Annotated in this window: 15 protein-coding genes and 1 tRNA gene; 2 read left to right on the top strand and 14 right to left on the bottom strand. The window is 54.3% G+C overall.

The features are described 5' to 3' along the window. Positions 1 to 25: 25 nt before the first annotated feature. From tpiA to polA, 12 genes are all read right to left on the bottom strand, one after another. Positions 26 to 808 (bottom strand): triose-phosphate isomerase, encoded by a 783-nt coding sequence (gene tpiA, locus OO713_RS03060; RefSeq protein ID WP_264786227.1) that lies wholly within the window; start codon positions 806 to 808, stop codon positions 26 to 28. Next, positions 801 to 2006 (bottom strand): phosphoglycerate kinase, encoded by a 1206-nt coding sequence (locus OO713_RS03065; protein ID WP_264786228.1) that lies wholly within the window; start codon positions 2004 to 2006, stop codon positions 801 to 803. The genes tpiA and OO713_RS03065 overlap by 8 nt, the downstream gene beginning before the upstream one ends. Further along, the gene (gene gap, locus OO713_RS03070; RefSeq protein WP_264786230.1) at positions 2006 to 3007 is read right to left on the bottom strand and encodes a type I glyceraldehyde-3-phosphate dehydrogenase; all 1002 of its coding nucleotides are present in this window, start codon (positions 3005 to 3007) and stop codon (positions 2006 to 2008) included. The genes OO713_RS03065 and gap overlap by 1 nt, the downstream gene beginning before the upstream one ends. 67 nt (positions 3008 to 3074) lie before the next feature. Continuing rightward, entirely contained in the window at positions 3075 to 3692 is a 618-nt protein-coding gene (locus OO713_RS03075) for a superoxide dismutase (RefSeq protein WP_264786231.1), read from the bottom strand. 43 nt (positions 3693 to 3735) lie between these two features. Beyond that, positions 3736 to 4713: a DNA-binding protein WhiA gene (gene whiA, locus OO713_RS03080; RefSeq protein WP_264786232.1), complete on the bottom strand. Its 978-nt coding sequence runs from the start codon at positions 4711 to 4713 to the stop codon at positions 3736 to 3738. Continuing rightward, positions 4713 to 5591, bottom strand: a complete 879-nt coding sequence (gene rapZ, locus OO713_RS03085) for an RNase adapter RapZ (RefSeq protein WP_264786234.1) — start codon at positions 5589 to 5591, stop codon at positions 4713 to 4715. Before rapZ ends, whiA begins: the two co-directional genes overlap by 1 nt. A 48-nt stretch (positions 5592 to 5639) precedes the next feature. Continuing rightward, entirely contained in the window at positions 5640 to 7499 is a 1860-nt protein-coding gene (uvrC, locus tag OO713_RS03090; RefSeq protein ID WP_264786235.1) for an excinuclease ABC subunit UvrC, read from the bottom strand. Next, complete coding sequence (gene uvrA, locus OO713_RS03095) at positions 7499 to 10351, bottom strand: excinuclease ABC subunit UvrA (RefSeq protein WP_264786236.1); 2853 nt, start codon at positions 10349 to 10351, stop codon at positions 7499 to 7501. Before uvrA ends, uvrC begins: the two co-directional genes overlap by 1 nt. 9 nt (positions 10352 to 10360) lie before the next feature. Further along, positions 10361 to 12427, bottom strand: a complete 2067-nt coding sequence (gene uvrB, locus OO713_RS03100) for an excinuclease ABC subunit UvrB (RefSeq protein WP_264786237.1) — start codon at positions 12425 to 12427, stop codon at positions 10361 to 10363. Continuing rightward, the gene (gene coaE, locus OO713_RS03105; RefSeq protein ID WP_264786239.1) at positions 12424 to 13008 is read right to left on the bottom strand and encodes a dephospho-CoA kinase; all 585 of its coding nucleotides are present in this window, start codon (positions 13006 to 13008) and stop codon (positions 12424 to 12426) included. Before coaE ends, uvrB begins: the two co-directional genes overlap by 4 nt. A 60-nt stretch (positions 13009 to 13068) precedes the next feature. Next, positions 13069 to 14523 (bottom strand): 30S ribosomal protein S1, encoded by a 1455-nt coding sequence (gene rpsA, locus OO713_RS03110; RefSeq protein WP_264786240.1) that lies wholly within the window; start codon positions 14521 to 14523, stop codon positions 13069 to 13071. A gap of 129 nt (positions 14524 to 14652) precedes the next feature. After that, positions 14653 to 17340, bottom strand: coding sequence for a DNA polymerase I (gene polA, locus OO713_RS03115; protein ID WP_264786241.1), 2688 nt, complete (start codon positions 17338 to 17340; stop codon positions 14653 to 14655). A 34-nt stretch (positions 17341 to 17374) separates the two neighbouring features. Between polA and OO713_RS03120 the strand changes: the two genes are divergently transcribed. Next, the gene (locus OO713_RS03120) at positions 17375 to 17803 is read left to right on the top strand and encodes a PaaI family thioesterase (protein WP_264786242.1); all 429 of its coding nucleotides are present in this window, start codon (positions 17375 to 17377) and stop codon (positions 17801 to 17803) included. Positions 17804 to 17809: 6 nt separating this feature from the next. Here the strand turns inward: OO713_RS03120 and OO713_RS03125 are convergent, their stop codons facing one another. Then, entirely contained in the window at positions 17810 to 18388 is a 579-nt protein-coding gene (locus OO713_RS03125) for a response regulator (protein WP_264786243.1), read from the bottom strand. A gap of 52 nt (positions 18389 to 18440) precedes the next feature. Here OO713_RS03125 and OO713_RS03130 point away from each other — a divergent pair. Further along, positions 18441 to 18522 (top strand) — tRNA-Leu (locus tag OO713_RS03130). Positions 18523 to 18565: 43 nt separating this feature from the next. Here OO713_RS03130 and pyk read toward each other — a convergent pair. Next, positions 18566 to 20008: a pyruvate kinase gene (gene pyk, locus OO713_RS03135; protein WP_264786244.1), complete on the bottom strand. Its 1443-nt coding sequence runs from the start codon at positions 20006 to 20008 to the stop codon at positions 18566 to 18568. Between the last annotated feature and the right edge of the window lie 7 nt (positions 20009 to 20015).

Raw genomic sequence — 20015 nt, forward strand, 5'->3', positions numbered from 1 at the left:
AACTCTTTTCAATAAGACTGTCAAATTATAGAACTATGTGCTTTTGGAGGCGCGCGATACCCGCGAACTCCTCAGCATCGAGGCTTGCGCCACCAACCAATACGCCATCGACTTCGCCCGATGCCAAGAACCCGGCAACGTTGTTGGCCTTGACTGAACCACCGTAGAGAATTCTGCTCTGGGCGACCTCGTCGCCGAAGCTCTCCTTCAGGCTGGCGCGAATCGCCTTGGTAACAGCCTCAGCCTCCGCTGGGGTCGCAACCTTGCCTGTGCCAATTGCCCATACAGGCTCATAAGCGATTACAAACTCACCCAGGGTCTCGTGACCAGCAAGTGCAGCGAGCGTCTGTCGAACCGGGACAGCGCTTTGACCCTCGGTTTCAAGCTCCTCCAGGGTCTCGCCAACACAGATCACTGGCACGAGGTTGTGACGCCAAGCGGCCGCAACCTTGTCTCGCACAACCTCATCGGTCTCGGCATGGTACTGCCTACGCTCGGAATGTCCAATCAAAACATAGCCAACGCCCAACTTGGAAAGGAATGCTCCAGATACTTCACCGGTAAATGCTCCCGAGTCGTGCTTGGACAGATCCTGAGCACCCAGTTTCAGCTCGAACTTCTCTGCTTCAATCAGGGTTTGCGCACTTCTGAGGTCAGTGAAAGGTGGGAAGACACAGACCTCTACCTTGGAGAAATCATGGTCTGCGTCGCTGAGGGTCCAGGAAAGCTTCTGAATCAGCGCGATGGCCTGGAGGTGATCCAGGTTCATCTTCCAGTTACCAGCAATGAATGGGGTGCGCTTAGTCATTTAGGACCTCCAGTCCGGGCAGGGTCTTACCTTCAAGGTATTCAAGTGAAGCACCACCACCGGTTGAGATGTGTCCAAACTTGGTCTCATCAAAACCTAGGGCTCTCACCGCCGCGGCACTATCGCCACCACCCACAACGCCAAGTCCTGCCACGCCCATTAGTGCTGCAGCAACTGCCTTGGTTCCCGCGGCAAAATTCTCGAACTCGAATACACCCATTGGGCCATTCCAAAAAACAGTCTTCGAGCTGGCGACGGCTGCCGCAAATGCCACCGCACTGTCAGGACCGATGTCGAGGCCCATGCCGGTGTCTCCAAAACTTGAAGACTCAATCTGGTCAGCCTTTACGACCTCAAAACTGGCGTCCTTTGAAAAACCGCTAGCAACCACGATGTCGGTTGGAAGCACAACTTCAACCCCTAGTTCCTCAGCCTGAGCCAAGAAACCCTTCACGGTATCGATTTGATCCGCCTCCAGCAAACTCTTGCCGACTTTGTGACCAAGGGCTGCCAAAACGGTGAAAACCATGCCGCCGCCGATTACCAACTTGTCGACCTTTGGTAGGAGGTGGCCGATGACACCGAGCTTGTCCGAGACCTTGGAGCCACCCAAAACAACCGTGTATGGACGCTCTGGATTGTCGGTAAGACGCTTTAGAACGTCAAGCTCGTTGGAAATCAGCAAGCCTGCGTAGCTCGGAACTACCTGAGCTAACTCGTAAACGCTTGCCTGCTTGCGGTGAACAACACCAAAACCGTCGGAAACGAGGACATCCCCGAGCTCGGCAAGCTCCTTTGCAAAAGCCTCGCGCTCGGTGGCATCTTTAGATGCCTCGCCCGGATTGAAACGAAGGTTCTCCAAAAGCGCTACCCCGCCCTCTGCGAGCATCTTCACAGCAGCCTTGGCCTTTGGGCCAACCGTCTCCTCTGAGAACACAACTGGCTGTCCAAGAAGCTCTTCGAGCCGCTCAGCAACTGGTGCTAGCGAGTACTTAGCATCTGGCGCACCCTCAGGTCTTCCGAGGTGGGAGCAAATAACAACCGAGGCACCCTGCTCAACCAACATTTTGATGGTTGGCAGGGATGCACGAATTCGGCCATCGTCAGTGATTTGACCGTCCTTGATTGGAACATTCAGATCACAGCGGAGAATCACCCTCTTGCCAGCAAAAGACTGGCCTTTGATGCTTCTGAGCATTAGAGCTTGGAGGCAACCAGCGCGGTTAGCTCAACGAGGCGGTTGGAGTAACCCCACTCGTTGTCGTACCAGCTGGATAGCTTCACGGTGTTGTCAATTACGCGAACTAGACCAGCGTCGAAGATCGAGCTGTGAGGGTCGGTAACGATGTCGGAGGAAACGATTGGGTCCTCGGTGTAGAGCAAGATGCCCTTTAGTGGGCCCTCGGCTGCCTCCTTGTAGGCTGCCTTGATCTCGTCCACGGTTACCGCGTTCTCAGAGACCAAAGTTAGGTCAGTGATTGAACCGGTTGGGACCGGAACGCGAAGTGCAAAACCATCTAGCTTGCCCTTTAGCTCTGGAAGGACCAATCCGATTGCCTTAGCGGCTCCGGTGGTTGAAGGAACGATGTTGATGGCGGCTGCACGTGCGCGGCGAAGGTCCGAGTGAGGACCGTCCTGCAGGTTTTGGTCGGCGGTGTAGGCGTGAACAGTAGTCATCAGACCGTTCTTGATGCCGAACTTGTCGTTGAAAACCTTTGCAAGTGGAGCGAGGCAGTTAGTGGTGCAAGACGCGTTGGAGATGATGTGGTGCTTCGAGCTGTCGTACAGGTGCTCGTTTACACCAATAACGAAGGTTGCATCCTCGCCAGTCGCAGGTGCAGAAATGATGACCTTCTTTGCTCCAGCCTGGATGTGCTTCTTGGCGTCGGCAGCGTCGGTGAAGCGACCGGTTGACTCGATGACAATATCAACTCCTAGGTCACCCCAACCTAGGTTTGCTGGGTCACGCTCTGCAAGAACCTTGATCGCCTTGCCGTTGACGATGATGCTGTCGCCCTCAACGGACACAGCAGCATCCAAACGACCGGTAACCGAGTCGTACTTCAAGAGGTGGGCTAGACCCTTAGGGTCTGAAAGGTCGTTTACTGCAACAATCTCAAGCTCGGAGTTCTGGGCAAGTGCGGCACGGAGGTAGTTACGTCCAATGCGGCCAAAACCATTGATACCAATTCGAGTCACGGGAGTTCTCCAGTTTCTGGGAAAGAGTGAATTATTTAGTGCTCCACGCGCCTTTGGGCGGACTCGATTAGCCTAGCAGTAGCGAGCGTGAAGCCACCTTTACGCTAGCGAATCTTTTCGCCACATCTTCCCAGTTGATGATGTTCCAGAAGGCCTTGACGTAGTCAGCTTTGACGTTCTGGTAGTCCAGGTAGAAGGCGTGCTCCCACATGTCCAGCATCAACAGCGGCACATTTCCAAGTGCAATGTTGCCCTGCTGGTCGTACATCTGACCAATGATCAAGCGGTTACCGATTGAGTCCCAAGCTAGGTAGGCCCAGCCAGAGCCTTGAATACCAACAGCAGCGGCGCTGAAGTGGTTTTTGAAGGCTTCATAGGAGCCGAAGTACTCATCAATCGCAGCGGCCAGCTCACCCTCAGGTGTGCCCGACTGGGGAGCTAGGTTCTGCCAGAACACCGAGTGGTTCACGTGACCACCAAGGTTGAAAGCTAGGTCCTTCTGCAGCTTTGGCAGGTTGGCGTAGTTACCCTCCGCGCGAGCCTGCTCCATGGCTGCAAGGGCAGCATTCGCACCGGTGACGTAGGCCTGGTGGTGCTTGGAGTGGTGAAGCTCCATGATGCGAGCCGAGATGTGAGGCTCGAGCGCACTGTAGTCGTAGCTCAATTCTGGCAGGGTGTAAGTCATTTGGGTCTCCATTCGTTGGGATTAAGTCAAAATCCGGGCGGATTTATTCCTCTAGTAGATCTGTTATGGCCGACTCGGTGTCTGGAATGCCAAGGTCCGCTGCTTTGCGGTCGGCAGTGGCAAGCAGTCTTCTGATTCGACCAGCTATCGCATCTTTAGTCATCGGTGGCTCAGCCAATCTGCCAAGTTCATCTAGCGAAGCGTCGCGGTGCTTAAGCCTCAGCTCACCGGCGTACTTTAGGTGCGCCGGAGCACTTGGTCCAAGGATCTCAAGTGCACGCTGAACGCGAGCACCGGCAGCGACAGCGGCCTGTGCGCTTCTTCTGAGGTTGGCATCATCGAAGTTTGCCAGGCGGTTCGCGACTCCCCTGACCTCGCGCCTGGTCTTGAGGTCTTCCCACTTCTTGAGTTGCTCGACGCAGCCCATTTCCTTCAGAAGCTGAGTGATGCCATCACCATCGCGAACCACGACTCGGAAAACATTTCTAACCTCGCGCGCCTTGGCAACCACACCAAGTCTTCGAGCAACGCCAACCAGGGCCATTGCAGACTCATTGCCCGGGGCGGTCACCTCAAGTGAGGTGGAGCGACCTGGATCGGTGATCGTGCCGTGAGCCAAGAAAGCTCCACGCCAGATGGCTCTTGCCTCATCCATAGTTGAAGACACCAGGGTTGCAGGCAAACCCCGCACAGGTCTGCCCTTGTTGTCAATCAAACCGGTCTGACGCGCAAGCAGCTCACCCTCGCGTAGGACTCTGATCTGATAGCCACTCTGTCTTCTCAGGCCAGAAGCCGAAATTACCGAGAGTTCGGATTGAATCCCATATAGCTCCAAGATTGCTCTCGAGATTCGGCGAGCAAGGGTTGGGGAATCAAGCTCAACCTCGATGGCGATACGACCGGAAATTAGGTGCAATCCGCCTGCAAATCGCAAAATGGTGGCGAGCTCAGCTGCGCGTTCGACACCCTTAGACATCGGAACACGGGCTAGCTCCTCTTTTATTGCCTGAGTTAGTGGCATTACTCTCTCCCCAAATCTCGGTGTGAAACCGAAAGAGTTACGTCTGGATCTGCAGCAAGCAGTGCGGCAATTCGATTTGCAATTGCGACCGAGCGGTGCTTGCCTCCGGTGCAACCGATGGCGATGGTCGCAAAACGTTTGTTTTCAGTTCGGTAACCAGCCAGGACGCTCTTCAATGCCGCCACATAATGCTCGACGAAGTCTGCTACCCCCGGCTGAGCCAGCACATATTGCGAAACCTCAGGGTCATTGCCGGTCTTGGACCGAAGCTGCTCTTGCCAGTGCGGATTAGGGATAAAGCGCATGTCCGCGACCAAATCGGCGTCTGCCGGAAGCCCGTACTTGAAACCAAAGCTCATCACATTGACCTTCAGTGCACGTGAGTTGGTGGCAAAAGCCTCGGCCACTCGGTTGGTCAGCTGGTGAACATTCAGCTCGGAGGTGTCAAAGACAATGTCGGCACTCTCGCGAAGGCTCAATAGCTCCTTGCGCTCCCTAGTGATGCCATCCAAGACTGTGCCCTCGCCCTGCAGCGGGTGAGGTCTGCGTACTGACTCAAAGCGCTTCACGAGGGCCTGGTCATTCGCTTCAAGATATAGAAGTCTGACGTTTATGTCTCTAGCTCTTAGCTGCCCAAGATAAGTTTGCAGCTCATTGAAGAACTCGCCTCCGCGAACGTCAATGATGACCGCGATTCTTGGGAGCGTCGCCTTGCTGAGGCTAAAAAGATCAGAAATTGGTCCAAGTAGTTGCGGTGGCAGGTTGTCGATTACGTACCAGCCCTGGTCCTCGAGGGCGTTGCCAACCGTAGATCTACCTGCGCCCGACATGCCGGTCACGACGAGCAGCTCAGGCTTTCTCGAAGCGTCCATACTCATCCCCCTTCGGCGTGTCGCTACAAGGTTAGTGCTTCGGCGTGTCGCGCGTTATGAATTTTCAGAATCCGCGAGTGAATCCTGCACCAACTGGGCTAGCTTCGGCCCAAAACCTGGAAGCGATTCAATTTCTGCCAGCGATGCCTGCTTGATTCGCTTGAGTGAGCCGAAGCGCTTCAACAAGATTCGCGCCCTGGACTCCCCCAATCCTTGAATTTCGAGCAGTGTTGAGGAAATGGACTTCGTGCGGGATTTGCGTTGCGCGGTAATGGCGAAGCGGTGCGCCTCGTCTCTGATTCGCTGCAGCAAAAATAGCTCTTCACTAGTTCGCGGGAATATCACTGGGTAGTCGGAGTCGGTCGTAAAAACCTCTTCAAGACGTTTGGCCAACGTCGCCACGGTAATCCCGCTAACCCCCGAGTCGGCAAGTGCGCGAAGTGCAGCATTTCGTTGCGGAAGCCCACCGTCAATCAAAAGCAGTGACGGGCGATAGCTGAATCGATCTGATAGCTCAGCATCTTCCTTGAGGTATTTCAGCCTTCTGGTTAGAACCTGATAGATCGATTCAGTGTCATCGCTGGTCTCGAGATTGAATCTTCGGTAATGATCCTTCTTGGGTAGGCCATCTTCGAAAACCACCATCGACCCAACCACTCCGGTGCCACCGAGGTGAGAAATGTCGAAGCACTCAATCCGAAGCGGTGCATTTTCCATGTTCAAGGCGCGTTGTATGCCCGCTAGTGCATCTGCTCTGGCTGTGAAGTCAGAGGATCGCTTGAGTTTGTAGTTTTGCAATGCGTGGGCCGCGTTGGTATTCGCGGTTTGCTGCAAGGTGGCCTTGTCTCCGCGCTGCGGAACCGAAACCTGGCAGGTTGAACCACGCAGTTCACCCAGCCACTTCTGCAGTTGGGGCCTGTCCTCAGGTAGCTCAGGCACCAAAATCTGCTTTGGCACCTCGACGGGATCAAGTCCGGGTACCGGTGTGTAGATCTCCTGAATCAGGTATTCCACCAGCTCGGCATTTGAACGATCTAGCTCGAGGTCAACCACCATGGATCTATTTCCGCGAATGCGACCACCGCGAATGACGAAGATCGACACCGCTGCCGATAGATCATCTCGGGCAATTCCAATCAAGTCCGCATCGGTTTGATCCGAAAGCACAACCGTGCTCTTTTCTAGAACCTTCTCCAACGCCAGCACATCATCTCGAAGGTTGGCTGCCAATTCGTAATTTTGATCTTCGGAAGCCTTGAGCATGCGCTCTCGAAGCTCCTTGATGTGGGCATCGTTGCCTGAGCCAATGAAGTCGCCCAATCGCTTGGCCAGTGCCTTGTGTTCGGGAGCCGCGATGCGGTCCACGCAAGGGGCTGAGCATTTGCCAATCTCGGCCAGTAGACACGGACGTTTTTTCGCCTGGGCGGCCTGATAGGTGCCCTTGGAGCAGGTCCGTACCGGATACACCTTGATTAGTGTGTCGAGAGTCTCACGGACTGCCCAGGACTGGGTGTAGGGGCCGAAATACCTGACCCCTTTTAGCTCACGGTTGCGGGTAATGAATGCTCGCGGAACGGCCTCTGACATCGAAATTGCCAAATACGGGTAGGACTTATCGTCCCTGAATCTCACGTTGTATGGCGGGTCAAACTCTTTGATCCAGGTGAACTCGAGCTGCAGGGCTTCGTACTCGGTGGCGACGATCGTCCACTTCACATCCGAGGCTGCCAAGAGCATGCGCTGAGTGCGCTCGTGAAGTTTGTGCAGGGGCCCGAAGTAATTCGTCAGTCGAGCCCGAAGGTTCTTTGCTTTGCCCACGTACAGCACGCGTCCCGATGAATCCAGAAAGCGATAAACCCCCGGTTCAGTGGGAATCTCCCCGGTCTTGGGTCTAAAGGAGAGATCCTGCGCCATTAGCTCTCCAGAAGCTGAGCAAGGAACTTTCCGGTGTGAGAGTCCTTGACTTTGGCCACCTGCTCAGGAGTGCCTTGGGCAATAACCATGCCACCGCCAGAGCCACCCTCTGGACCCATGTCGATGACCCAGTCGGCGCAGCGGATTACATCGAGGTTGTGCTCGATGACAATTGCAGTGTTCCCCTTGTCAACCAGGCCCGCCAGAACCAGCAATAGCTTTCGAACATCTTCAAAGTGCAAACCGGTGGTTGGCTCATCTAGCACATAGACCGTCTTACCAGTGGAGCGACGCTGCAGCTCGGTCGCGAGCTTGACACGTTGGGCCTCACCGCCGGAAAGCGTGGTCGCGCTCTGACCAAGGCGAACATAACCCAGACCGACATCGACCAGGGTGGTTAGGTAGCGGGCAATTGAAGAGATTGGTGCGAAAAACTCAGCTGCCTCAGAGATCGGCATGTTCAAAACATCACCGATCGATTTCCCCTTGTATTTCACCTGCAGGGTTTCCCGGTTGTACCTAGCCCCCTTGCAGTCTTCACACATCACGTAGACATCAGGCAGGAAGTTCATCTCAATGCGAATCGTGCCGTCTCCCGCACAGGTTTCGCAACGACCACCCTTCACATTGAAGGAGAAGCGACCTTGCTGATAGCCACGAACCTTCGCCTCTGGTGTGTCAGCAAATAGCTTGCGAATGTTGTCAAACACTCCGGTGTATGTTGCGGGATTAGATCTTGGGGTTCGACCGATCGGCGCTTGGTCGACATGGACTACCTTGTCTAGCTGCTCCAGACCCTCAACTCTGAGGTGCCTTCCAGGGACTCCCTTTGCGCCATTGAGCTTGTTGGCAAGCACCTGGTAAAGAACATCGTTCACCAAAGACGATTTTCCAGATCCGGAAACACCAGTAACCGCGGTCATGACACCAAGCGGGAATTCAACATCAACGTTTCGAAGGTTGTTCTCCTTGGCTCCAACCACCCTGATGATGCGATCCTTGTTGACCTTTCGACGCTTCTTAGGTGTCTCTATTTTGATTCGGCCAGATAGATAGTCTCCGGTGACCGAGGCTTCGTTGGTCAAAATCGCCTTGTAGCTGCCAGAGTGAACCACCTCGCCACCGTGCAGACCAGCTCCAGGACCGATGTCAACCAACCAGTCTGCAGTTTTGATAGTGTCCTCGTCGTGCTCGACCACGATCAGGGTGTTACCGAGATCCCTTAGTCGCTCGAGGGTTTGAATCAATCTCAGGTTGTCTCGCTGATGCAATCCGATACTCGGCTCATCCAGCACGTAGAGCACACCTGTTAGGCCCGCACCAATTTGAGTTGCAAGTCGAATACGTTGAGCCTCACCGCCCGAGAGTGTGCCAGCACTGCGCTCTAGTGAGAGGTAGTCCAACCCAACTGCCAAAAGGAAGTCGAGCCTCGCCCTAATTTCACGAAGCACTTGGGCTGCAATCTGAGCCTCTTTTTCGGTGAGCGATAACCCATCAAAGAAGCGGTGTGCATCGGCCAAGCTCATGACCGCCACATCGTGGATGGACTTGGTTCCAACCTTGACCGCCAGTACCTCAGGACGCAATCTTGCACCATCACAGGCGGGACAAGGTATCTCTCTCAAAAACTCAGCCCACTTGCCACGAGCCCAGTCGCTGTCAGACTCCAGATAGCGGCGCTCCACGTATGGCAAGACACCTTCAAAGCCTGAGGTGTAGCGCATTTCTCTGCCGTACTTGCTCTTCCAACGAACCTGCACTTCAAAGTTATTGCCGTGCAATATGGCATCTCGAGTCTCCTCGGAAAGTTCCTCCCAGGGGGTGTCGAGCGAGAAGTCGAGGTCCTGCGCCAGCCCATCAATCAAACGCGTGAAGTAGTTGTAAAGACCCTTACCCTGTGTGGACCAAGGCAGAATCACACCCTGATTAATTGAGCTTGCTGGATCGCCAATTACCAACTCAGCGTCGACGGCCTGCTTCGTTCCCAGTCCAGAACAGGCTGGGCACGCGCCGAAGGGTGCGTTGAAGGAAAAGGTCCTTGGTTCGATCTCGGTGAGAGTAAGTTCGTGCTCGTTCGGACAAGAGAGCTTTTCGCTGAAGGTTCGCTTGGTGCCGTCGTCAACGAAGTCGACTATCACTCTTCCATCGGCAAGCTTCAGCGCTGTCTCAACCGAGTCAGTAAGCCTTGACTCGATCCCTTCCTTGATAGCGAGGCGATCAATAACCACCGAGATGTCGTGCTTGTAGCTTTTTTTGAGTGGCTTGGCTTCACTCAAAATCACGGTTTCGCCGTCAACGACAGCGCGAGCGTAGCCCTGGGATTGCAGCGAGGAGAAAAGATCTTGGAACTCACCCTTTTTCTGCTGGATGATTGGCGCCAATAGTTGGAAGCGGGTTCCCTCTTTCAAGCTCAGCAGCTGATCAACTATTGCTTGCGGAGTTTGTTTAGCCACCGGTTCTCCACACTCGTGACAGTGTGGGACTCCGATGCGCGCCCAAAGTAATCTGAGGTAATCGTGAATCTCGGTGATGGTCCCAACCGTTGATCTGGGGTTACGGTTAGTGGACTTTTGATCAATCGAAACGGCGGGGCTAAGGCCCTCGATGAAGTCCACATCCGGTCTGTCAACCTGACCTAAGAACTGTCTGGCATAAGCCGAGAGTGATTCAACATAACGGCGTTGCCCCTCAGCGAAGATGGTGTCGAAGGCCAGCGAAGACTTACCCGACCCAGATAGCCCCGTGAAGACAATCAGCTTGTCTTTGGGAATTTCAAGATTGATGTTCTTGAGATTGTGAACTCGAGCTCCCTTGATGGAGAGCTTGTTGCCTTTTGGGGTTTCGATATTCACCACAGAAGTTTACGCATGCCCCGCTGACTCTATTTGCCGAAGCTCCTTCTTTAGCTCTGAAATCTCGTCACGAATTCTCGCTGCTAGCTCGAACTTCAGCTCAGCCGCAGCCTCCTTCATTTGGCTATCAAGCTCCAAAATGGTCTGCATCAACTGGTCGCGACCTTGTGATCCGATGTTCTTGCGACCCCGCATTGGAGTAGATGCAACCTTGCGAGCAGGCTCCTTCTTGAGCTGCTCCATTAGCTGTTCGGTATCTAGCTCCTCGCGCATCAGGGCATCGGTGATGTCCGCAATCTTTTTCCTGAGTGGCTGAGGATCGATGCCGTTGGCTTTGTTGTAGGCAACCTGCTTTTCTCGACGTCGATTGGTTTCATCAATCGCTCTGGCCATCGAATCGGTGACCTTGTCGGCATACATGTGCACTTCGCCGTTCACGTTTCGTGCGGCGCGACCGATGGTCTGGATCAATGATGTGGTGGAGCGCAGAAAGCCCTCTTTATCCGCATCCAGGATTGCGACCAAGGACACCTCTGGGAGGTCAAGGCCCTCACGAAGCAGGTTGATACCCACCAGCACATCGAAGATTCCCTGCCTGAGCTCTCGCAGCAGTTCCACTCTTCGCAGCGTGTCCACATCGGAGTGCAGGTAACGCACCCGGATACCAAGCTCGGTGAAGTAGTCAGTGACCTCTTCGGCCAAGCGTTTGGTCAGCGTTGTGACCAGAACACGTTCATCCTTTTCAACTCTCAGCTTGATTTCTTCGAGCAGGTCATCGATCTGACCCTTTGATGGTTTGACGACAATTTGCGGATCGACGAGTCCGGTTGGTCGAATTATCTGCTCAACCACCCCATCGGATCTCTCCAGCTCATACTTTGCAGGTGTAGCGGAGAGGTATACCGTTTGGCCGGTGCGCTCCAAGAACTCTTCAAAGCGCAGGGGTCGGTTATCAAGTGCAGAGGGCAATCTAAAACCGTGCTCGACCAGGGTGCGTTTTCTGGAGGAGTCGCCGTTGTACATCGCGCCAATTTGTGGCACTGTCACGTGTGACTCATCGATGACCGTCAAAAAGTCCTCTGGGAAATAATCGAGCAAACATGCCGGTGGCTCCCCTGGGTTTCTTCCATCAATGTGGCGTGAATAGTTTTCGATTCCGGAGCAAAATCCAAGCTCTCGAATCATCTCGAGATCAAAGGTGGTTCGCATCTTTATGCGCTGGGCTTCAAGTAGCTTTCCGGTTTTCTCAAATTCGTTGTAGCGCTGCTCAAGCTCCTCTTCAATGGCTTCAATTGCCTGGGCCATGCGCTCGGCTGGGGCAACGTAGTATGAAGCTGGATAGATCGCTACGCTCTCGCGCTCCATCAAGACCTCGCCGGTGAGCGGGTGAATCCGGTAGATCTTCTCGATTTCATCGCCAAAGAATTCGATTCGGGTGGCTTCCTCATCGTAGACAGCGATGACCTCAACCGTGTCGCCCTTGACCCTGAAGTTACCTCGCACGAATTCAATGTCGTTGCGCTGGTACTGGATGTTCACCAGCGACCTGATTAGTTCATCTCGGTCAATTCGCTGGCCTACGCGAAGCGGAAGTGACTGCGCTAGGTATTCCTTCGGGGCACCCAGACCGTAGATGCAGGACACCGTTGCAACTACGATCACGTCTCGCCTTGAGAGTAGGGACATAGTTGCCGAATACCGAAGTCGTTCAACCTCCTCGTTGATGGTTGAGTCCTTTTCGATAAAGGTGTCGGTTTGCGGGACGTATGCCTCAGGTTGGTAGTAGTCGTAGTAGCTGACGAAATACTCAACCGCATTCTCCGGAAACATCTCCCGGAGTTCGCTTGCGAGCTGCGCTGCCAAGGTCTTGTTATGTGCAATCACCAGGGTTGGTCGCTGGAGCTTCTCAATGAGCCAAGCGGTAGTTGCGCTTTTACCGGTACCCGTAGCACCGAGCAGCACCACATCTCGCTCACCGTTATTTATTCGATTGGCTAGCTCTTCAATCGCATGTGGCTGATCACCAGATGGCTGATAGGGGCTCACTACCTTGAAGGGCTTGGAATCATCCCTCACTTTGACTCTCCCACCAATTCTTTGTAGAGCGTCTCTACCTTTGAATTGAGCTCATCAAGAGTGCAATTTGAATCGATCACATAATCCGCTATTGCCTCACGTTGGGAATCACTGGCCTGCGCAGCAATTCGAGCCCTGGCATCGCTCTCGGTCATAGCTCTTGAGCTGATGAGTCGTTGAACTCTGACTTCCTCTGGGCAAGAGACCGTGACTACTTTTTCAAATCCAAGCTTGTCTCCGACCTCGACCAAGAGCGGAATTGTGTATACGATCAGCCCATCGAGCCCGCGCATCCTCTCTTTGGCGAGCGCTTGAATTCTCGGGTGCAGGATTGACTCCAGGAGCTTGCGACTCTCGCTGGATGCAAAAGCGCGCTGGGCTAACAGTGCTCGGTTTAACTCTCCGCTTGCCACCAGATCCTCGCCGAAGGCGGCCACCACAGCGCTGAGACCTTCGGTGCCGGGTGCCACGACCTCGCGAGCCAATACATCCGCGTCAATCTCAGTTGCGCCCAGTTCAACAAGGCGTTTAGCCACGGTTGATTTCCCGCAACCAATTCCTCCGGTGAGCGCGATGAGCATGAGCCCAAGGATAAAGCAAAACCCCGAGGGAATCCCTCGGGGTTAGTGCTTTGATGCTTACTAGTTTCCGCCAGCTAGCTTGTCGCGAAGAGCGGCAAGTGACTCATCGTCTGCCAGGGTGCCCTGGTCAGATGCGGTTCCAGCAGATGCTGCTGGCTCCTGAGCTGGTGCGGCGTCTGGCAAAGCTGCAAGCTGGGCCAAGGTTGCCTTGGCCTGAGCCTTGTGGCTCTCCCAGCGAGCGTGTGCTTCGGCGTAGTCTGCCTCCCACTTCGCGCGAGCCTCCTCGTAGCCAGCCTTCCACTCGTTGGTTGCTGGGTCGAAGCCCTCTGGGTAACGGTAGTTACCCTGCTCGTCGTAGTCAGCGCTCATACCGTAAAGCACTGGGTTGAAGTCGTCACCCTCTGGGTTGACTTCCTCAAGAGCCTGCTTTAGCGATAGCGAGATGCGGCGACGCTCTAGGTCGATGTCGATCAACTTGACGAAGACGTCCTGGTTTACCGAAACGACCTGGTCAGCGTGCTCGACGTGCTTGGAGGAAAGCTCAGAGATGTGAACTAGACCCTCAATGCCGTCAGCAACGCGAACGAACGCACCGAATGGAACGATCTTGGTGACCTTACCTGGGATGTACTGACCGATCGCGTGAGTGCGAGCGAACAGCTGCCATGGGTCTTCCTGAGTTGCCTTGAGCGATAGCGATACACGCTCGCGGTCCTGGTCAACCTCTAGAACCTCAACGGTAACTTCCTGGCCAACCTCAACTACCTCGCTGGCGTGCTCAATGTGCTTCCAGCTCAGCTCGGAGACGTGTACTAGACCGTCTACGCCACCAAGGTCGATGAATGCACCGAAGTTGACGATGGAGGAAACCACACCGGTACGAACCTGACCCTTTACAAGGTCGTTCAGGAAGGTGGTGCGGTTGGCGGTCTGGCTCTGCTCTAGCAAGGCGCGGCGGGAAAGAACAACGTTGTTGCGGTTCTTATCGAGCTCAAGAATCTTGGCCTCAACCTCGGTACCAAGGTATGGACCAAGGTCACGAACGCGACGAAGCTCAATTAGGGAGGCTGGTAGGAAGCCGCGTAGACCGATGTCCACGATGACACCACCCTTGACAACCTCGATAACGGTGCCCTTGACAACGCCATCTGCTTCCTTGATGCGCTCGACATCTCCCCAGGCACGCTCGTACTGAGCACGCTTCTTGGAGAGGATTAGGCGGCCTTCCTTGTCTTCCTTCTGAAGAACAAGAGCCTCGATTGCGTCGCCAACCTTAACGATGTCGTTTGGGTTTGCGTCCTGACGAATTGAAAGCTCGCGGGAAGGGATTACACCCTCGGTCTTGTAACCGACGTCTAGGAGCACTTCGTCGCGATCAATCTTCACGACGGTGCCGGAGATCAGATCTCCGTCGTTGAAAAACTTTAGAGTTTTTTCGACCGCAGCTAGGAAGTCTTCTGCGCTACCGATATCGTTGACTGCTACCTGCTTTGGGGCGGTCGTTTTGTTTGCCATATTTGTGGGTACTCCACTTTGTTTTACTCGGGTCAAGACAGACCAGAATCAAAAATTGATTCTTGGTTGTCCAGACAGAACGGACAGGGATTGGTGCCAAAAAGCACCTCGCAAAGCTTAGCGCTTTATCTAGTGACCCGCCAGCTCCCAGTTCGAGCCGATTCCAACGTGAACCTCGAGCGGAACCGAGAGCGTCGCGACGTTTTTCATTTTTTCAAGCGCGATGTTCTTAAGTTGTTCCAACTCCCCAGGCGCCACGGCGAAAACTAACTCATCGTGAACCTGCAGTAGCAGTTGAGATTTCAAGCCCTGCGCCGTCATCTCGTCATGAACTGCAATCATGGCCAATTTCATGATGTCAGCTGCTGTTCCCTGAATTGGAGCGTTTAGCGCGGCACGCCTGGCGTTCTCGCGAATCTGGAAAATCTTTGAGTTCAAATCACTGAAGGGTCTGCGACGACCATAAACAGTTGTCGTGTAACCGAGGTTCTTGGCCTTTGAAACAACCTGATCCAGGTAGGTCTTGACTCCTCCAAATCGAGCAAAGTAGTCAGCCATCAGCTGCTTCGCCTCTGCATTTGTGATTCTCAGCTGGCGAGCGAGACCATACTCACTGAGTCCATAAACCAGTCCGTAGCTCATGGCTTTTACCTTGGAACGCATCGCCGAGTCCACGGCGGATGGCTCCACGCCATAGATTCGTGCTCCCACAAAGTTGTGGAGGTCCTCACCTGCATTGAAAGCTTCGATTAGGCCGGCATCTTCGCTCAGGTGGGCCATGATTCGCATCTCAATCTGGGAGTAGTCAGCGGTCAGCAGTGTCTCAAAGCCCTCTCCGGCGATAAAGGCACTGCGCAAGCGTTGACCGCGCTGAGTCTTGATTGGGATGTTTTGTAGATTTGGATTCTCGCTAGAGAGACGGCCGGTAGCAGTGCCAATCTGGCTATAGCTGGTGTGAATTCGACCATCTTGCTCCACTGCCTTGACCAGGGTTTCGGTCATCTGTCGCAGCTTGGTGGAGTCGCGGTGCTCAAGGAGCTTTGCGAGAAACGGATGCTCGGTCTGCTCGTAGAGGGTTTGAAGAGCTTCGGCATTTGTGGAGTAGCCGGTCTTCACCGAGCGGGTGCCCTGCATGCCTAGCTCTTCAAAAAGCACGGTTTGAAGCTGCTTCGGGCTTGCCAGGTTTACCTCGTGCCCGATGATCTCGTATGCAGCCCTGGCAATTTGCTCAACTTCATCCGTGAGTTCGTTGAATTGCTCGCTGAGAACTTCCTTGTTCACCGCAATTCCGCGGATCTCCATTGCCGACAGCACTTCAGAGGTCGGTAGCTCTATGTCTCGATAGACCCCGTGCTGGCCCTGCGCCTCAAGTTCTGGGGTCAACGCTGTCACCAGGACTTTGCTAATCCAAGCATCGATGCTCGGATCTGAATCAGCGAGCAACTGATTGGGGTCCTGTCTTTCAACGTCTATCCCACAATAGGTCCGAATCAAAGAATCCGGATTCAGATCTTTACTAGTCGGGTCAAGCAGGTAGGCGATTAGCAGCGGATCATCACTTGGGACACCGAGTGAAATTCCCAGAGCTGCAAGCTTGCGCTTCACTCCCTTGAAATCCCAGATGGCGAAACCACCCTTTTGCAGCATGGCAATAATTCCCTGCGGGTCTTTGCCATCCCATACGAATCGCTCTGTGACGGTGGCAGCGCCTAGGCCAACTAGGCCCTCTGCAATTTCGAGGGAGATTGCGACGGTTGCTGGATCCAGCGCTGCGAGCTGAGCAGAGGTCAGGGTCTTGATGTCGGGGGCAGAGGTTGGAAGCGATGCAACGACTTCACTGAGTCCGGTCGATTCTGGTTGCGGTGTCAATGCCTCAACTGTCTTTTCGGGTTCGATTTTTGCGCTGATCACTCGGTGCTGAGAACCGTTCGCCCCCCGCATTGAGAGCACCTTCGTTGTCAGGGTTCGGAAGCTCAGTTTTGCGAACACCTCTTTGACGGCATGCTCATCAACCGGTCCGAGAGCTAAGTCGTCCATAGTGAAATCGAATTCCAGATCCCTGAGCAGGTGGTTTAGGCGACGATTTCGAATCGCCAATTCCTTGTGCTCACGCAGCGATTCGCCAACTTTGCCTGGGATCCTCTCCGCGTTGTCCAAAATTGCTCCGAGAGAGCCAAACTCCTGGATCCACTTGGCAGCGGTCTTCGGACCCACGCCCGGAATGCCCTTGAGGTTATCGCTGGTCTCCCCCACCAATGCTGCGAGCTCTGGGTATTGAACCGCGTGGACACCGTACTTCTCTAAAACCGCAGCATCGTCCATCTTTTGCAGGTTCAGCACACCCTTGACCGGGTAGAGAATCTTGGTCTTCTCGGTAATCAGCTGGAAGGTGTCTCGGTCTCCTGAAACAATCAAAACCTCGTAACCCTTTGATTCGCCGATGTTTGCCAGGGAGGCAATCAAATCGTCTGCCTCGAACATCTCTCTCGAAACGGAGGTGATGCGCATTGCGGTCAGGGCTTCAACAAGCAGCTCGGTCTGACCGATGAACTCTGGCGGGGTCTCTCCTCGAGTCCCCTTGTACTCAGGGAGCTCTTTGGTTCTAAAGCTTTCTCTCGAGACATCGAAAGCGACGCAAAGGTGTGTGGGTTTGTGCTGCTCCAAGATGGTGAGCAGCATCGAGATGAAGCCGTGAATTGCGTTGGTGTGCTGACCTTGGGAGTTTTTGAAGTTCTCTGGGTTCAGAGCGTAAAAGGCTCGAAACGCCAGCGAGTGACCATCGATTAGCAGAAGGGTAGGCTTTTGCTCTGGCGTCATGCCCGTAAGCCTACTTCGCCGAAAGGTTGAATCAATGAGCGAAAACGAGATTGTCACAAGCGATAAAGCACTTGAAGTTATGAAGCTTCGTGGCCTTGGCGCGCTTGCGGAAAAGATGGGCATCGAGCTCATTGAACTGTCTGCGGAGCGAGCGGTTGCGAAGATGCCGGTTAGTGGAAACACTCAGCCATTGGGGCTACTTCACGGGGGTGCTCATGTTGTTTTGGCTGAGAGTCTCGGTTCCTTTGCCGCCAATGTTCACGCTCACCCCTGGGGCTATGCCGTCGGAATTGAACTAAATGCTTCACACCACTCCTCGATCAAAGAGGGTTTTGTGATTGGCACCTGCACCGCCGTGAAGCTAGGCAAGAGTCTCACCACCCACGAGGTGAAAATGACCGATGAGCAGGGGAATTTGCTCTCCACCGTGAGAATCACGAATTTCATCAGGCCCAAGGCCTGAGGTCGGCTACTTATCGCTGAGCTGATCGATTACAGCCTTGGCAACCTGTGCCATTGTGAGTCTGCGATCCATCGAAGCCTTTTGAATCCAACGGAATGCGTCTGGTTCGCTGAGCTTCATCTTCGCCTGCAGTAGCCCTTTTGCTCGATCCATGAGCTTTCTGGTCTCAAGGCGGTCACTAAGGTCGGCAATTTCGTTTTCAAGAGAAACCAATTCCTCGTGCCTAGAGAGAGCAATTTGAATTGCTGGAAGAAGATCACTGGGCTTGAATGGCTTGGTCACATACGCCATAGCACCCGCCTCAGCCGCCCTAGAGACTAGCTCGGCATCGCTAAAGGCGGTTAAGAGAACAACCGGAATCTTGAGCTCGGCAATCTTTTCGGCAGCGCTGATTCCGTCGAGTCTGGGCATCTTCACATCCATAACCACAAGATCAGGATCGTGCTCGGTGGCGAGTGCAATAGCCTCTTCACCGTCAGAGGCTTGACCAACAACAACCAGGCCAGCTTCTTCCAGCGAGGAAACGACATCCATGCGGATCAGACCCTCGTCCTCCGCAACAACCACCTTTAAGCCTTCGAGCATGCAGACAACTTTAGCTCTTGTATTTTCAAATCCACTAGACTTTTGAATCGTTGCCGGGATGGCGGAATGGTAGACGCGACGCACTCAAAATGCGTTGTCCCCTGGGCGTGCGGGTTCGAGTCCCGCTCCCGGCACAAAAAAATGGCGGTGGGTTCTCCCACCGCCATTTATTTTTGACTAGTTTGCGTAGCCAGGTGCAGCCATGTGGACTGCATCGCCAACTCGGTGAACCCTGAGTGAGTTGGTCGAACCTGGGATTCCCGGAGGGCTTCCGGCCACGATTACGACTTCATCGCCAACTCGGCACTTGCCGCTGGCCATGACAATCTCGTCCACCTGCTTGATCATGTCATCGGTGTGCTTTACCTTCTCGGCCAAGAAGGTGGTAGCTCCCCAGACTAGGGCCAGCTTGCGACGCACCTCTTCGTTAGGGGTGAAGGCAAGCACTGGTACTCGTGAGCGAAGGCGAGATACGCGACGCAGGGTGTCACCGGACTCGGTGAAGACACAGACGTACTTGGAGCCAAGAAGTTCAGCGATTTCCATAGCGGCGCGAACCACAGCACCCGAGTGAGTGTGGGGCTTGGTGCCAAGCTCAGGAATTCGCTCTAGGCCATTCTCCTCAGTCGACTCGATGATCTTTGCCATTACCTTCACGGTCTCAACTGGGAACTCACCAACTGAGGTCTCGCCGGAAAGCATCAATGCATCCGCACCATCTAGTACTGCGTTTGCAACGTCTGAAGTCTCAGCACGAGTTGGTCTAGATGCACTGATCATGCTCTCAAGCATCTGGGTGGCTACGATGACCGGCTTTGCCCAACGACGGGAAAGCTCGACAGCGCGCTTCTGAACCAGTGGTACCTGCTCAAGCGGTAGCTCAACTCCCAGGTCACCACGAGCAACCATGACACCGTCAAAGGCATCGATGATCTCCTCTAGGGCAGCAACAGCCTGAGGCTTCTCAATCTTGGCAATCACTGGGACAAAGCGGCCCTCTTCAGCCATGATCTCGTGGACACGGACAATGTCCTTGGCATTACGAACAAAGCTCAGGGCGATCATGTCTGCGCCAAGCTTTAGCGCCCAGCGAAGATCGTCCTCGTCCTTCTCGCTCAAAGCTGGAACGTTGACTGCAACACCCGGCAGGTTGATGCCCTTGTTGTTTGAAACTGGGCCTGCTACCTCCACAACGGTGGTGACGGTTCTAGCGTCAACCGCAGTAGCACGAAGGCCGATGCGACCATCGTCAATTAGTAGTTGGTCTCCAGGGCGAACATCACCAGGCAGACCCTTATAGGTCGTGGAGCAGATGCTTACATCACCCGGTACATCATCAATGGTGATCTTGAAGGTTGCGCCCTCTTCGAGGATTACCTTGTCTTCGGCGAACCTGCCTAGGCGAATCTTTGGACCCTGCAGGTCGACCAGGATAGCCACCGGCTTTTGAACGTCCTCTGCTGCCTTTCGGATGGTCTTGTAGACCCCTTCGTGAACCTCGTGGCTGCCGTGGCTTAGGTTCATGCGGGCGACATCGACACCAGCTTCGATGATGGCCCTTGCCTTGTCATAATCAGCAACAGCGGGGCCGAATGTGGCCACAATTTTGGCGCGTCTCATTTAGTAA

It is taken from the genome of Aquiluna sp. KACHI24 (assembly GCF_025997915.1).
Lineage (GTDB): Bacteria > Actinomycetota > Actinomycetes > Actinomycetales > Microbacteriaceae > Aquiluna.

What these genes read in the sequence shown, in the direction of transcription:
- tpiA (WP_264786227.1), bottom strand. Translation starts at nt 808, where the DNA reads ATGACTAAGCGCACCCCATTCATTGCTGGTAACTGGAAGATGAACCTG.
- OO713_RS03065 (WP_264786228.1), bottom strand. Translation starts at nt 2,006, where the DNA reads ATGCTCAGAAGCATCAAAGGCCAGTCTTTTGCTGGCAAGAGGGTGATT.
- OO713_RS03075 (WP_264786231.1), bottom strand. Translation starts at nt 3,692, where the DNA reads ATGACTTACACCCTGCCAGAATTGAGCTACGACTACAGTGCGCTCGAG.
- whiA (WP_264786232.1), bottom strand. Translation starts at nt 4,713, where the DNA reads ATGCCACTAACTCAGGCAATAAAAGAGGAGCTAGCCCGTGTTCCGATG.
- rapZ (WP_264786234.1), bottom strand. Translation starts at nt 5,591, where the DNA reads ATGAGTATGGACGCTTCGAGAAAGCCTGAGCTGCTCGTCGTGACCGGC.
- uvrC (WP_264786235.1), bottom strand. Translation starts at nt 7,499, where the DNA reads ATGGCGCAGGATCTCTCCTTTAGACCCAAGACCGGGGAGATTCCCACT.
- coaE (WP_264786239.1), bottom strand. Translation starts at nt 13,008, where the DNA reads ATGCTCATCGCGCTCACCGGAGGAATTGGTTGCGGGAAATCAACCGTG.
- rpsA (WP_264786240.1), bottom strand. Translation starts at nt 14,523, where the DNA reads ATGGCAAACAAAACGACCGCCCCAAAGCAGGTAGCAGTCAACGATATC.
- polA (WP_264786241.1), bottom strand. Translation starts at nt 17,340, where the DNA reads ATGACGCCAGAGCAAAAGCCTACCCTTCTGCTAATCGATGGTCACTCG.
- OO713_RS03120 (WP_264786242.1), top strand. Translation starts at nt 17,375, where the DNA reads ATGAGCGAAAACGAGATTGTCACAAGCGATAAAGCACTTGAAGTTATG.
- OO713_RS03125 (WP_264786243.1), bottom strand. Translation starts at nt 18,388, where the DNA reads ATGCTCGAAGGCTTAAAGGTGGTTGTTGCGGAGGACGAGGGTCTGATC.
- pyk (WP_264786244.1), bottom strand. Translation starts at nt 20,008, where the DNA reads ATGAGACGCGCCAAAATTGTGGCCACATTCGGCCCCGCTGTTGCTGAT.